General features: G+C 56.7%; 9 protein-coding genes. 4 read left to right on the top strand and 5 right to left on the bottom strand.

Annotated elements, in window-relative coordinates; all coding sequences use genetic code 11:
- The first annotated feature begins 317 nt into the window (after positions 1 to 317).
- The 3 genes from ACPOL_RS04040 to ACPOL_RS04030 are packed head-to-tail and all read left to right on the top strand — an operon-like array spanning position 318 to position 4,069.
- Positions 318 to 1,289 carry a substrate-binding domain-containing protein gene (locus ACPOL_RS04040; protein ID WP_114205926.1) on the top strand — a complete coding sequence of 324 codons (972 nt, stop codon included), beginning with the start codon at positions 318 to 320 and terminating at the stop codon, positions 1,287 to 1,289.
- Entirely contained in the window at positions 1,282 to 3,411 is a 2,130-nt protein-coding gene (locus ACPOL_RS04035; RefSeq protein WP_161557198.1) for a histidine kinase, read from the top strand. Before ACPOL_RS04040 ends, ACPOL_RS04035 begins: the two co-directional genes overlap by 8 nt.
- 7 nt (positions 3,412 to 3,418) lie before the next feature.
- Entirely contained in the window at positions 3,419 to 4,069 is a 651-nt protein-coding gene (locus ACPOL_RS04030; RefSeq protein WP_114205924.1) for a response regulator, read from the top strand.
- 40 nt (positions 4,070 to 4,109) lie between these two features.
- On the opposite strand, the gene ACPOL_RS04025 is transcribed toward ACPOL_RS04030, so the two are convergent.
- The 4 genes from ACPOL_RS04025 to ACPOL_RS04010 form a co-directional block, all read right to left on the bottom strand.
- Entirely contained in the window at positions 4,110 to 4,307 is a 198-nt protein-coding gene (locus ACPOL_RS04025) for a hypothetical protein (RefSeq protein ID WP_236657222.1), read from the bottom strand.
- A 6-nt stretch (positions 4,308 to 4,313) separates the two neighbouring features.
- Positions 4,314 to 4,595 (bottom strand): hypothetical protein, encoded by a 282-nt coding sequence (locus ACPOL_RS04020; protein ID WP_114205923.1) that lies wholly within the window; start codon positions 4,593 to 4,595, stop codon positions 4,314 to 4,316.
- 13 nt (positions 4,596 to 4,608) lie between these two features.
- The gene (locus ACPOL_RS04015; protein ID WP_114205922.1) at positions 4,609 to 8,748 is read right to left on the bottom strand and encodes a hypothetical protein; all 4,140 of its coding nucleotides are present in this window, start codon (positions 8,746 to 8,748) and stop codon (positions 4,609 to 4,611) included.
- A 615-nt stretch (positions 8,749 to 9,363) separates the two neighbouring features.
- Positions 9,364 to 10,458, bottom strand: coding sequence for a hypothetical protein (locus ACPOL_RS04010; protein WP_236657221.1), 1,095 nt, complete (start codon positions 10,456 to 10,458; stop codon positions 9,364 to 9,366).
- A gap of 820 nt (positions 10,459 to 11,278) precedes the next feature.
- On the opposite strand from ACPOL_RS04010, the gene ACPOL_RS04000 reads away from it, so the two are divergent.
- Entirely contained in the window at positions 11,279 to 11,734 is a 456-nt protein-coding gene (locus ACPOL_RS04000) for an energy transducer TonB (RefSeq protein WP_161557197.1), read from the top strand.
- Positions 11,735 to 12,099: 365 nt separating this feature from the next.
- On the opposite strand, the gene ACPOL_RS03995 is transcribed toward ACPOL_RS04000, so the two are convergent.
- Positions 12,100 to 13,680, bottom strand: coding sequence for an IPT/TIG domain-containing protein (locus ACPOL_RS03995; RefSeq protein ID WP_114205919.1), 1,581 nt, complete (start codon positions 13,678 to 13,680; stop codon positions 12,100 to 12,102).
- Positions 13,681 to 14,600: the final 920 nt, after the last annotated feature.

Raw genomic sequence — 14,600 nt, 5'->3', positions numbered from 1 at the left:
TTTACTCGCCAGACCCGGTAGTGCAGGGAAATCGCTGGCAACTCCGAGCACCATGAACCGTATGCTCGCTCAGATACGACGTGCAATGGGTCATATGTACCAATGCGTCCCCCCGTACTAACGCGTCCCCGTCCAACGGAGACTCTCCTCAGACCGCTTCGAGTGTCCTGCAATTGCGGATGACAATGGGTCTCATCGGTAAGCCAAGGTCCTAAGAGCAGGTGTACTATGCGGGAGATGAACCTGGGAGAGAATCAAAATCCGCTCACATTTCAGTTCTTGTCAATACTGATGAGCGTGGAGAAATTAGTTTGGCGATGGGTTCCGTAGTTTTCCGGCGCGCCGGTGTGGCGATCGCGGGCTCTCTCCTCCTCATTTTGTCGTCCTGTAAGCCTGCCCCGCCGACAGTCGCTGTGATCCCGCGCGCGTGCGGCACCGCCCTGTGGGAGCCGGCGCACGCCGGTGCGGAAGAGGTAGCGCGCGCTCATGGGATGACCGTCTACTGGAACGCTCCCACGCTTTCGAACGATGTACAGAAGCAGATTGGGCTGCTGGAGAGGATCGTAAGGAAGCGCTACCGCGGCATCGTGCTTGCGCCTGATGAAACCTTGGCACTGCGAACGCCGGTCCAGCAGGTGCTTGCGAAACATATACCGATCGTCGTCGTCGGAACCGAACTGGGCATCGAGCCGGACCACAATTTGTCCTACGTTCTGAATGATGAGGTTTCAGGTGGCCAGCTTGCGGCACGCCGACTGGGAGAGATATTAGGAGGAGAAGGGTCCGTTGCGGTCCTCGGTCTCGATCCCAAGCTGTGGAGTCTCACACTTCGCGAGAGAAGCTTCGAAGAGACCCTGGCTTCTGAATTTCCCCACATCAACGTAGTAGCCCGGCGGTTGGGACAGGCCGGCGTCGCCCAGGAGCAGGAAGTCGCCGAGGAGCTTTTGCAAAGTGGAATCACCCCCAGTGCAATCGTCGCGCTCTCTGCCGATGCCACTCGCGGAGCTTATTACGCTTTGGTCGAGTTTAAGCAGACTGTAGCGATCAAGCTGATCGGCTTCGACCAGGATTTGGTGCCGCCCATCCGAAACGGCGGACTTGATTCGGTGATCGTCCAAAATAGCTACAAGATAGGACGGCTTGCAATGGAGCAGATTTACCGCAGACTGCGCGGGGAGACTATTTCAGAGAAGACGCTTGTCGAACCTGAGTTACTGACCCGCGACAATATCGACTCCGATGCAATGCATCAGATTTTCACAGCTCACTGGTGGCAAGGCAATGAGTAGTGCCTCCACAGCGCAGAGAGGCATACTCCTCCGCATCGCGATCGGGGTGGCGCTTGTCGTGGTGCCGGCTTTAGCGCTCTGGTGGTTCTTCAATTCCGCTCATCCGGATTCGCCTCCAATTCATTTCGCGTCGTTGGACAAGAGAGATGAGTGGACCGCCTACGGTGGCACATGGGAGGCGGTCGATGGCGCCATGCGCAATAACTCGGACGAGCGCGGAGCCAAGCTCATGACAGGGTCGGCGGATTGGAGGAATTATTCTGTCGAAGCGGATATCCAGCTATTGGGCCAGTTCGGCGATGCGGGCCTCATCCTTCGAGCGAGGAATGAAGAAGAAGGAGTCGACGCTTACAACGGATACTTCGCCGGCTTGCGCACCCTGGATGACTCGCTCATTCTTGGCCGCGCCGATTTTGGCTGGCGAGAGTACCGCGTAGTGCCAATCAATCCGAGGGTCAACACCCAGACGTGGTATCACCTGAAATTTCTCGCATACGAATGCGATTTTGTAGCCACTGCAACCTCGCCCTCCGGAGAGACGACGACCACGGCTATACGAAATCGGAACTGTCTGCAATCGGGGAGGTTTGGGCTCAAGTCTTACGCAACCGGCGCTTTGTGGCGCAATGTGCAAATTCGCCCCGCCAGCCGTACGGATGAGATAGCAATGATCGGCCCCGACGCCCCGCCGATTGGCCACCCGGCAGACGTCGTCGGTGGTGCTGCTTATGATTCTCTTGCCCGCAACCTTGATCCAATCTATCGCTCGATGCAGAATCCTCGTTTTGATTCGCACGCGGTGCCGATCAACAACCTTCGCCTTCTTGCTCCGAACAAACGCACGCAGGTCACCGTTCGCGGGATTGTGACTCTTACAACCCCGGTGCTCTTCATTCAGGATTCCACCGGCGGCCTTGCAATCTCGCGCAACGATCAGCGCTTGCCGCTTGAGATCGGGGATGAAGTCGAGGCCAGCGGCGATCTGGTGCTGGGCGACTTCAGCTCCGTTCTGAAAGATAAGAGCATTCGTATTCTATGGTCTCATTCTCCGGTTCCTGCAGTGGTAGTGACTGCTTCTCAGGCGGCGACCGGCAACTTTGACGCCGTCTTTGTCGAGATAGAGGGCGTGCTCGAGCGGAAACAGGAAGGGCCAAATCGCAGCCTCATCATGACCATGAGAAGCGGCAGCGAAAACTTTCGCGTCATCGTCGGCAGTAGAGGGCGCGGTTCCTTTCCTTGGAGGCTCCAGGAAGGAAGCCGATTGCGCCTTCATGGCATTTGCGTGGTCGACCCCACGTATACGCATAACGAAACTCCTTTCGCTGTCATCCTGCCGGCAATCGATGACATTCAGGTAATGGAGGGACCTCCGTGGTGGAGCACCGGTCACATCGTGGCCGGTATCATCGTGCTGCTGCTGGTGGGGCTTGCAGCGCAGGCTATTCATAGCAGGGTCAACAAGATGAAGCTTCGCGCCGTCTTCGAAGAAAGAGAAAGGCTGGCGCACGATATGCACGACACTCTCGCGCAAAGCTTTGCCGGAATTGGTTTTCAGCTCCAGGCGATCCGCGATGAAGTTGGCAATGAAGAGGAACTTCGCGAGCATATCGACCTTGCCAACGATCTGGTTCGAGCCAGCCATGAGGAAGCCAGGCGCAGCATCACTGCGTTACGATCGAATGCGCTGGCGGACTCAAGCCTTTTGGAGGCGTTGGACCAGTCCGCTCGCAGGATCGTCAATGGGGGATCGATGCAGGTGCAGACCTTCAGCAAGGGCAATCCAGGCGGAATCTCCCCGCGGGTTGTTGACGCTTTTTTTCGCATCGGCCAGGAGGCGATCGCCAATGCCGTTCGCCACTCGGGCGCCACGACGCTCACGATTGCCATCGCCTACGAGCAAGCGACGGTGAGACTGCTCGTTGAAGACAATGGCAGGGGATTTCCGGTGGGCGAGGATTCGGCTGGTTTCGGGATTCGCAGCATGGGAAAGCGCGCGGAGAGTATCGGGGCTGTGCTCGAGATTCGTAGTTCTCCGGGAAATGGGACGTCGGTCCAACTAGAGTCGGCTCCTCCCAAAAGAACTTTGTCGACAGTTTGGCAAGAGTACACCTCGAAGTCATAGGAAAGACATGACCACATCGGAAAAGAACTCACACGAGAATGGCATTCGCCTGCTCATCGTCGACGATCACCCGGTCGTGCGCGCCGGGCTCAACAGCATGCTGCGCAAACAGTCAAGCCTTAAAGTGGTTGGCTCAGTGCACGGTGGGCGCGAAGCGCTCGAGCTTCTTGAGAGCAAGCCGGTGGATGTGGTCCTGCTCGATCTCCGCATGCCCCATATGGATGGGATCCAGACCTTGCAGGCATTCAAGAAATTGGCTGCTCCGCCTCGGGTCGTTATCCTCTCCAACTTTGAGTTCGATGAAGAGATTTACCGCGCAGTCGAAGCGGGGGCCATGGGGTACTTAGTCAAAGATACTTCGAGAGATGAAATTATCGCCGCCATTAAAACGGTGTACGCCGGCAACACTCATTTTCCGCAGAGGATCGCGGAGCGCCTTTCGGAACGCCAAGGGCGTCACGGATTGAGCGCTCGCGAGGTGCAGATCTTAGAGTTGCTCTCCAAGGGGCTCACGAACAAAGACATTGGCCGGGTGCTCGACATCAGCAAATTTACCGTTCGCAACCACGTCAATCGAATCATCGGCAAACTGGAAGTCTGTGACCGCACGGAAGCTTCCACGGTGGCCATCGAGCAAGGGATATTACCGACTCATTAGCGCCTTTGATAACGAAGCCGCGCGAATCTGGCAGCGCCGTTTAAGCAAATGGCGGATCGGAAGGCGCATGCACCACCGACGCTTCGCCAGTCAGGACGCGGAAGGTGAACGTCTCCTGCAGATAAAGCCGCATGGCAGTGTCGGCCTGAGATAACCGATCGAGAGGTCTTGCCCGATGTTGAGCTCGAAGTCGCTGCCCCTGATTCATTCCCGCCCCGGCGCACAGCGTCTGCGGCATCTTGATTCAGTAGAGAGGAATCAACTGCTTCTCAAGCTGCTGTTCACTTGCGTAGGGCGGGTCAGTGCTGGCGTACTTCCGGACTAACTTGCCGTTCGTATCGAGAATCTCCAAAGTAATCGGACCTGAGGTCGACTCCAGCAAGTAATAGTCGATCGCCGCGCCGTCAAGAGGATTCTCTCCGACGGGTTCGTCGTTGGGTAGCGGCGTATCGGTGTAAGTGCTGCGGAGGACGCGATAGGCGTTACCCGGTTTGAAGAGGTACGCGTCGCTTTCACGCTGTGGCAAAACAGGAATCTATTTAGTTCCCCCCGCCAGAGAATGCAGGTTCCTCCTCCCTGTCGTCCCCTCTGCAAGGCGGAATGCATCCAAGAATGTCTTCCGCCTGTTCTCGCATGGCTTCGGCAACGGTCTTCTCGAAAGCGTTTCCGTGCTTATGCAACTCTTCCTTGAACCGGTCGAGGTCGCGCCGACCCTTCCCATCTCGATGGTTCTTGAAGTCCTGTCGGGCGTCCGCGAGGTAGCGATTCAGATCGCACCGCAATTCCTCGGAGACATGCTGTTTGAGGAGATAGGCACTAAGGTCGTCTACGGACTGGATGGCCTGCGCGGCATCGATCCTCACATCGATTGTTGTCTCGGCGCTGGCGGCTAGCGCCGAGCCATCTTGCGGGACAGACCTCACGAAAATCCGATGGACCCCGCAGGTCTTAGGAGTGAATCGGGCTGTGTCAAGGAGGCCGTCGGACGCGACGCGGTCGATATTCTGCGTATCGAACAATGTGCCCTCGCTTTCCGGATCGCCGTCGTAATAAAGCGCCAGCACCGACTTAAATTCGCCGCCGGAGGAGCGGTGGTCAGCCGTGATCGTGACCGGCAAATCGCGCAACGTCGTCGAACCCGACCGCAGCCGCAGGTTGGAAACGGTGAGCCGAGACGTCTTGGACGCCCCTGCGGAGTTGTTCGCACCAAGTACGGTGAAGACTTGATTGTAGAACCCGAGGTTGTTGCTGTAAGTCTCGATCGGCACGTCGGCCAGCGAGTTGAACGGTATGGCGGGAGCGGACTTTAAGCCGTGACCAGAGATCTCGCTCACCAAGGCCCCATTGTATTCCGCCCAAACCACGACCCAAAACTTCCAGGTGCTGTTCGGGGCGATGTTCCCCTTGCTGGTGTCCCAGGTAGTGTAGGCAAATTCCCAATTGCTCGCCGTAGAGTCGAGACAGGGATCGCCGCCGCTCGCGCCGCCGCAAAATGCGGGGACCGGGGCAAGCGGATTGCCGGTGGAGTCGGTGCCTTCGCCGATGAAAATAGCCGGGGCAAAGCCATCCCCGCCAGTCTGGCCGGTGAACTGTCCATTCTGACTGTCCCACGGCTGGGCGTAGAACTGAACGTGGGTGATCGTGCCGGCGGGAAAGTTGGCCAAGCTGTAGTTGTAAATCCGAGCGCGGAGGTTCACCTTCTGGCCGAGCGCCGTGGAGGTGATCTGAGGCCCATTTGTCGCGCCGCCGGGGGTCGCGAAGAGCCCCTTCATGTAGTAGAACGAGGCGTCGGCGATCGAGGCCGGCCCAGGCAACTCACCATTGGGTGTGCACGAAGGCGAAGGACCTGAGGAGGTGAACCCGACCGGGCAGTTAAACCAGACCTGCTGCGCGTAGATTCCGTACGGCGCGTGTTGCGTCCAGCGCTGAGGATGGTTTAGCGCCAGGTCGGGCTGCGATCCATAGGCTTGCGGCCAGAAGTTGCCGGAGTTGACGATTCCCTGGCTCAGCATATCCGCGGTGTGGGCGGCGGTGATGTAGCCCGGCGCCTGCACCGGTGCGGTGTTCGGGATATCGCTCTGGATGGTGCCTGGAGGCGGCCGTTGCCCGTAGATCAGGGACTGGCCTGAGTAGTCGTAAACAGCTTCGTTGGCAACCTGGCCGCCGACGCCCCGGTTCAGCGTCACTCCCGAAGATGCCTGCAAGGAGCTGACGGACTGGTTCAGGGTGCGGACAGACGAGCTGGTGTTGTAGCCGAAACCCGTGTTGGCGCTCACGTCGAAGCCGAAGATCCCCGCGTTGGCGGAGACCGACACCTGCGAGTCGAACGAATGGGATGCGATGGAGCTGCTGTTCACCGCGTTTCCGTTCCCTTCCGTCCAGTTCACGAAGAACTTCGACGAGACTTGCGAGTCCCAGATGTTGTTGGTCGGCGTGAGCGGCTCGAGGGTGGCGCCCCCGGCGATATCAGCCTCCAACTGCTGGAGATTGGCGGGGTAGGAAAACAGGTTTCCGGGCTCCTGCACGGGCTGGTACCACTCAACGTTGCGGCCTTCCACCGCTTTGATGTAGTCGAGATTGTCGGGGCCGGAGAACTGCACATAGAGCGGCCGGGTGCCGGCGGAGCAGCCTTCCGACCCCGCGGCCCCGGCTGCCGGCGCGCACTGCCCGATCAGGCGATAGCTGTAGATGTTCATTTGGCTCGAGCTGGCGGCCACGACATCGTCGAAGATCGTTTTGGTGGAGAAACCTGTGCTCTCTCCGCTATAGGTGTTGAACTTCTTGGCCACGACGTTCTTGTGCGTCCGCTCGAAGGTCTTTTTGGCCTCGACGGAGATGCCCCCGGCACCGGGATACTCGTAGGAAATCTTGCCGCCAATAGTTCGTTTCGTGGCCGCCGTGTAGCTGGTTGTTCCGGTGCGGCTCGCGTTTGCCGTGGACGAACCCTCAAAGCTGTACGCGGTGTTGAACGACTGGGGATAAACCGAGAGATTGAGCACCTTGGGCGAATTGCCCTCGGCCGGCGCGATCCAATCCACATGCATAGGAGGAAGGCCGAGAATCAAATCCGGCTGAATGTGCCCGGTGACGGTCGCCTTCTCCGGCGGTCCGATGGCGACCGAGCGCCCCTGGATGTCGGCGGCGACCAAGGAGGCTGTGAGCGAAAGATAACCGTTAACCGAAACGGGCACATCGCTCAGGAACAACTGATCGGAATTTCCAGAGCTGATGGTATAGGTTTGAGGGTCTACGCTATAGATCTGCAGCAAGGTCACCTGATCGCCTTCGGTATCGATCGTGGAGGATGTGAAGTCGGCGAGTTGCAAATTCGGATCGGGTTCTGTGGCGTTCGGGTTCGTTGGGTCGGTTTGCATCTGGTCAAACCTCCCCGCGGCCATGGAGAAGTGATACGTATCACCACTCGTGTTCAGCGGCGGTCCGCTTTGTAAAACCCACTTTGACTGGCTATTCTGCTGCAGATAGAGGACCTGAATTTGTCCTGTTCCGGCATAGAAACCTGTGTTGCCTTTATATGAATAGCTAAAGGTAGACATAGCGACTTGCTCGGAGTTGCCGAACCAGTTGAAGCGGCCTGCCCGCAGATAAATAGCGGAATACCCGGGCGATCTAACTGCCAGCGGTTGGACATAAGCTTGAGTGTTGTAGATAGATTTCTGCACCGGGATCCCCGCCGAGTTGAAGTCGATGGTGATCAACTCGACCGGCTTGCCGCTGGAATTGGCGCCGCTGGTCGACCCATAGGCCACGACAAGCTGGTCGTGGCTTCCGCCAAAGAACCGGCCGGCAGCGATGGCAGTTTCATGGAGCGTGGCTGTCCCGTCACTCCCCGGCAGGCTTAAATTCAAGGTAGGGCCAGGTGCGATGCTCAGATTCGCGGTAACGCTGAAAAGGCTGAGCGTGAGTCCGGCGCCGTTCGCGGGATTGCCCGAGAGCAAGGCAATCTGCGCGGCCGGAGGGGCCTGCCCCGGCTGCGGATCGGTGAAAATTCCGGAGGTCATGGCATAGATGACGGATCCATTGTTGATCGGCGCTGTCGCCGCTCCGGCAATAATTCCAGCAGAGGGGTTGTTCGGGTTAGCGGCTCCTATGGCCTGCAAAACAATCTGGTTTACGGGAGAATTGAGCTGCGCGGCGGCAAAGACCATCTGGTCGAAGCCGTTGCCGATAAACCGGCCCGATGCGCCATAAAGTGTCTTCGGGATTGCGCCCGAGGCATTGGCGAACAGGCCCAGCTGGGGTACAACTCCTCCAGGGAGACCAACTATATTCGCGCTTTGAAACGCTGGTACTCCTGCGGCGACGATCGTCACCACCTGGTCATTCTTCAAATTGAACATTCGACCCTTCACCGAAGCCGCATTCGTTTGGGCAAATTTAACCGGCGCGGTGAATGTATGGGCGCTACCCGTAATTTGAGAGTTCGTCGTGTAACCAATCCTGCCATCTGCAACTGAATTGAGAAAGCTTATTGAGGGATTAATAAAGGTTCCGTTCACTACCAGATCGTCGTCCTGCAGCACGCTCTGGCGGCCGCCCAGGATGTCCGGCACATTTGCGAAGCATGGGGCAGTCGTGTCGTTGGTATTGCATTGGGCGAAGGCGGTCGTACCCGCAATGCAAAGGATGGCAGAAATCGCTGATCGGAAAAAGGACGGCATGAGACGCTCCTCGAACTTAAAACAGGCCCGAATCCTGCGGAAAGCGCAACATTCCGCTCTCCGTCAATGATTTTCCAAGAAGGTGGAAGTTGCCGACCGCGGGCAAGCAAATCGAGGAACAATCCAATAATTGATTGACTAACACAAGTTAGTCGTCACCCAGGCGAGTCAGCAGAAGAATGCCATTCGCGCCCCGCCCGCGTCAACAGGAATCACAGGCGGATGTTCCCGGCGGCATCAACGCTAAAATGAGCCTTCTAATCGGCGGCGGCACTGTTGCTAACTCCACAGGTCGCAGTCACTCGGTGCGGGCTCACTCGTTGCCCGCTCCATCAGGTTGAGACAGCGAATATGCCAGACAGCCTGTTGAGGCAATCCCTTCGCCGGATGATACGCATTACTTCGAGCCCCTTGATCGTAGCGGCCGCGGCCCTCACATCGGTCTTATTTTGGCTGGAGTCTTATTCGAAGGTGCTTTACCATCCGAATTCCGATGGAAACCTTAGGTTGCGGTAGTCGGAGTAGCCGTGTCTGCGTTGGGTGGAACGCGAATACACGTCGAGATTCGGCTAGGGGGCGTGAAAGTTGATCAGGATTTCGCCTGAGCTGCCACTATCACTTCTTATATTCCTCTTGTTTGAAGCCGGGGGGTATGAGGAAGCTGGATGGCGCAGCCGTCCCAGAAAAGCTGGACAGCTGCGTACTAGACTCCACCAATACCGAAGCCGTCTGAGCTGCGGCTGTATCGTCGGAGGCGGCTGAGGGCGGCGGATCGGCCTTCTTTTTGTGACCAAAACCACCGAATCCTCCCAATCCCAGCGAGCTTGCGATCGCCGACGACGCGGATTGCTTTGCGACATCTGCCGCCGTGGGCATCGCCGTAGTGTCTGATTGCGGCAGAGGAGCCTCAGACGCTGCCGGCAGCGGCTTCCCATCTGTTGTCATTCCCATGCGCATCACTTGAAGCACCGGGGTTCCCTTCAACTTCGACATTTCTTTGCCCATCTCCAGTAGTCCTTGTCCCGCCCCGCTATATTGCGCCATCATCGCCGGATTGAGAGTTTCGTTGAAAACGGTGCCCATTTTGACCGCGTAACGGGCGTAAAAGTCGCGCACCTCGCCATAGCCGGGGATCTCCGGGGCTAACCACATGTCGTTAGTGATCGCCAGCGAACCTGTCTGTCCTGAGGTCTTGTCGGTCGCGTCCATCGCCAGCGTAAGAATTGATTCGTTAGAGCGTACACCCACAACATCCTTCGTAGCGCCCGTGTTGCGGACATTCACTCGGAAGCTGACCTGAGTGTCGGAGGTCGGTGGTGGCGAGGAAGCAGCCTTTTGTTGTTGATCCTTCGTTTTCGTCATGGCCTCTTCCAATTGCCGCTTCAGCTGCTCGAAAGTCATCACCATGTATCTGCGCTTCGAGGTATCAATAGTCGTTATGGTCTCAGCATCCAAATCGATAATCTCCGTTCTTTCTGGATCAATGCGTGCCATCCGATTACCCTGAACGACGACTGTCACGCTGACCGGATCGGTCGCCTGACGAGCCTGTTTGCTCAAAGTTCCGGCCATCTTCATCATGCCTAGCATCGAACCGCCGGTAATTTGGGTTGTTTCGGTGTAGGTGAAGTCGGCGCGGGCGTCGCAGGAAAAGCACGACAACGCCAGGGCGGCCACCGTTCCACTAAACTTATATCTCAGAGTCTTCATGTCACTTCTCCCAATCGCACCGAGTTAGACGTAGGATGGAGTTAATCCCATTCCCACAGGCTGTTTAGCGCCAGCTACCGCGTCGTCCCGCACGGCGCACCCATTCTGCATACACGGACCCCTTCTGGTCAATCAAAATAGACGACCCGTACATCTTCGCGACACGCATCAAGGAAAATGCTTATCCCTATCGCAACGAAATCGACACGCGACGGTGAGCCGGTTGTCGGAACCATCGACGCTCGTCACCCGCGCGTACTCGTCTTTGGAAATGAAGGTTTTCTTGGAACCCGGGTTGTAACGGGTCGCCCGCATGCGATCGGCTTCGTCAGGTCCTCACGGGGCACAAGCACCTGGGGTGCGATGCACATTTTGGCGCGAATCCTTCCACCTTGACCCGTCCCACCCGACGCCTTCCCGGATCACGGCAAGGGTAATTCGGGTTTTTAGCTGTTCATCGTTTTGTCGAGAGTTTTCATGGTGAACGTCAGTAGAACGCCGAAGACTTCTACGGGCCCAGGTGAGACTTTATTGAGACGTTAGAAGACGTGGATCCAGATAGCTGGCGCGGCATCTCGGTGAACCTTTGACCGTCGTCCTTTTTATATGCAATCGCTTTGTTTGGCTAGTAAGGCCTCTTAGACGGATAGCACAAATCCGCGAGATGGTATGTGACAGCTTGGCCACGAAAAGACTTGTCACCCCTTTCGATTACACAGAGTCTTTACTGCGGCTCGCGACGATGATTTGCACAAACTCGCGAGCTATGACCTCACACGTCATCGGAATTTTCGATGCTGACATTTTGGAGAAGCGAGTCATGGTGGTGAAAACGAAAACATGGAACTTCAGTCCTTGGGCGACGTACGGCCTCACAGCTGCGACGATGATCTTCATGGGAGCTATAACAGCGTGGGGGGCGGCACTGGCCGTAGCCATCGAGCCGGTCACACAACGAGCGGCTTCGCCGGAGACATCTCCTGCTGTTTATAAAATTGGCAACGGAGTAAGCGCTCCAACCGTGATCAAATCAGTCGATCCGCAATTTCCGGAAGGCCGCCACACTGAAGGGATGTTTGAAGGAATGTGCATCGTAGGCTTGGTATTGGATGCGAGCGGCATACCTAAAGAAGTTCATATCGTAAAGCCGCTGGCGCCTGACTTTGATGCAAATGCTATTAAGGCTGTTCAGCAATATAACTTTGTACCGGCGAAGCTCTTAGGAAAACCTGTCGCAGTTTCAATCAATATTGAGGTTAATCACCAGAAATATTGAATGAGAGCGTTCTAGCAGCTCTCATGAGTCTTACGCGGCTTCCTTACCGGTTCGCATCAGGAGCTGGAGGGTGACACCTCAATCAGGGGAAACTGCTCGCGCATGTGCTCGACCGGGAGCAGTTGCCGTCTGGCTTCCTGAGCCATCTGACTGAATGAAGCGATCTAACCTAAGGGCCAGATGCTCTTTGAGCGACATCATTGCCCGATCAGACTTTACGTTAGCACCGGGGCCCAAATGAAAGGATTAAGAGTGGTTGTCTATATCTTCCAGCCTAAGTCGATGTCGCATCTCTAGGAACTATCCATCGTACCCAGCACATAAGAGAAACCCACGGTCACAAATGCTGCGACCGTGGCTATCCTCTACTGCAGTCGAGTGATGACCAAGTGTGCGGAGACGGGACTAGTACCGCCCGCTAATGGCGTAATTGTTAATGCGGTGGAGTTTCCTGCTGGATTACGAACCGTGAGAGTTGAAGCGACGTCTGTGGTTTGCACCAGGGCCATTTCAACGAGTTGGCTGGTGCCACTTGCTCGTCCAACGACAGTGTAGGCAAGCGCATTGCCGTTGAGGGTCAATTCGAGTTGTCCCGCTTCGTTCACACTCACTTGGAATTGGACCTCATAGATACCAATAGCACCGAGGGTGAACACCGTGGAACCGTTGCTCGTGATGTTCGTGCCTGCCATGGCCGGTCCATTCTCCGGGAAAGATACATCCGCAGCGGGCCCAACAGTCGCGGCGTTATCGCTCGGCATCAATGCATAAAAGTCGGCGAAGTCTACAAGGCCGCCTGCGGCACCGGCTGGACCTGCTGGACCCGTTGGACCTGCTGGACCCGCAGTACCTGCGGTGCCCGTCAGACCAGTTGGACCTGCTGGACCACTGGTACCTGTCAGACCGATTGGACCAGTGGCGCCGGCCGGACCCGTTGGACCGATGGGGCCCGCCGAACCAGTGGCGCCGGTTAGACCCATTGGTCCTGCTGGACCGGCATTACCCGTGGCACCAGTCAAACCCGTTGGACCGATGGGGCCTGTTGAACCTGTAGCGCCCTTCAGACCTGTTGGGCCTGCTGGTCCCGCATTACCCGTGGCACCAGTCAAACCCGTTGGACCAATGGGGCCTGTTGAACCTGCGGGACCTATGCCGCCAGTAGCGCCTTTAGCACCCGCGACACCCATCAGACCCATTGGACCCGTTGCACCGGCGGGGCCAATCGGCCCAGCTGCACCAGCGGGACCAGTCCCGCCAGTAGCGCCTTTAGCACCTGCGGCACCCGTGAGACCTATTGGGCCTGCGGGACCCGCGCTGCCAGTATCACCCTTGGCACCTGCGACCCCAGTCAGTCCCATTGGACCTGCAGGACCCGCGTTGCCAGTAGCACCTTTGGCGCCCGCGACCCCAGTCAGTCCGATTGGACCTGCAGGACCCGCGGTGCCGGTAGCGCCTTTGGGACCTGCGACTCCGGTCAGTCCGATTGGACCTGCGGGACCCGCGTTGCCAGTAGCACCTTTAGGACCTGCGACTCCAGGCAGCCCCATTGGACCTGCAGGACCTTGCGGTCCAATCGCACCAATCGCGACCTCAAATGTTGTCGCAGCCTGGCATTGACTAGCAATCCGAGTGAGCAGCAAGTCGTAGCTTCCGGGCACCTCATAAACACTTGCGGGAATTTTGACTACCACGCGAGTGTTCGTATGAGAAACTACCACCGCCGATAGACCATCTATCTTGACATCCGGTATACCAGTGCCGAAGTTGGTTCCCACGAGGGTCAGCTCCGGCGGGTTGGTCTTATAGCTAGGCTCAGCCGAAGTGATAACTTCGGGACACCATGCAGAGGCCCGCGTAGGACAGCTTAACAGTAGAAGAAAGCCGGCCACAGAGGTGAGAGCGCCAATACCCTTCAGGGGTATTATTGACGTGAATTGGTGGGTCATACGTAATTTCCTCCGATTTAGATCCGTCTCGGGTTTGTAGGCTACGCATTGAACAGAATCGGAGGATAAGGATACGCAGCAGCCGCCTAAGAGCTGAATTTTATATTTACCTTCGAGAGATAAGCGTGAATCAAATACCCCCGAACGAGGATCCTCTGAACAGAGTCGCACACTGGAATGACAATTCATTTCGGGCCCTGTATCGCGAATCATCGCACCAGTGTGAGATTCAAAAGGATCTTCGACCCATGAAAAAGGTTTGTAAACTACCGATCGATTAGGAATGTTACCAAGGTCACTACATAACTAATTAGTTACAAGTTATTTAGTATCCGTGTCCACAAGGTGTTAGGTGCAGATTGCACCTCACTCGGCAAGCCACAAACACTTTCGATCTTGCCCGATCTACGGTAACGAACACCGGCCCAGCGTACTTGGTATCCCGCGTCTGGCAAATAAAGATAATTGCCCCCTCGACTTCGATTGTCTCTAAAATCACCATTTGCCTTGGAATCAGAAGTCGCAGAAATGCTGAAGTAGCGCACAAGGAGAATGAATTGCCCGCTGCGGCACTTACAAAGTTTCTTCTGGACCTTTACAGGGAAGGAGAAGGCGATCGTTTGTGAATATCTGCCGAGCTGAGGTCGGAGTAGCCGCGATTTCTGAAGTCATCAGCTAGGCTTTGGCTATATGAATAGAGCTCTTTCGTAAAGTCGTCTCGGCGCCGTAACCTCAACTGTCGGGAATAACTGCCGGAACGGAAGGAGGTTGCTCCGTAATCTGGCCGTCTTTACGCTTGTGGCTTGCGAACGCTGTGTTTCTTCGCGAACTCAGGTTTAAAGTCCGGCGGCGCATTTCAGAAATCGCCGATGCAAATCGCGGATAAACAGCATGAAGCAAGGAATGAATGGTTCCCACGA

Source organism: Acidisarcina polymorpha (assembly GCF_003330725.1).
GTDB lineage: Bacteria > Acidobacteriota > Terriglobia > Terriglobales > Acidobacteriaceae > Acidisarcina > Acidisarcina polymorpha.
The sequence above is the reverse complement of the archived record's forward strand: the minus strand, read 5'-3'. Positions and strand labels throughout refer to the sequence as shown.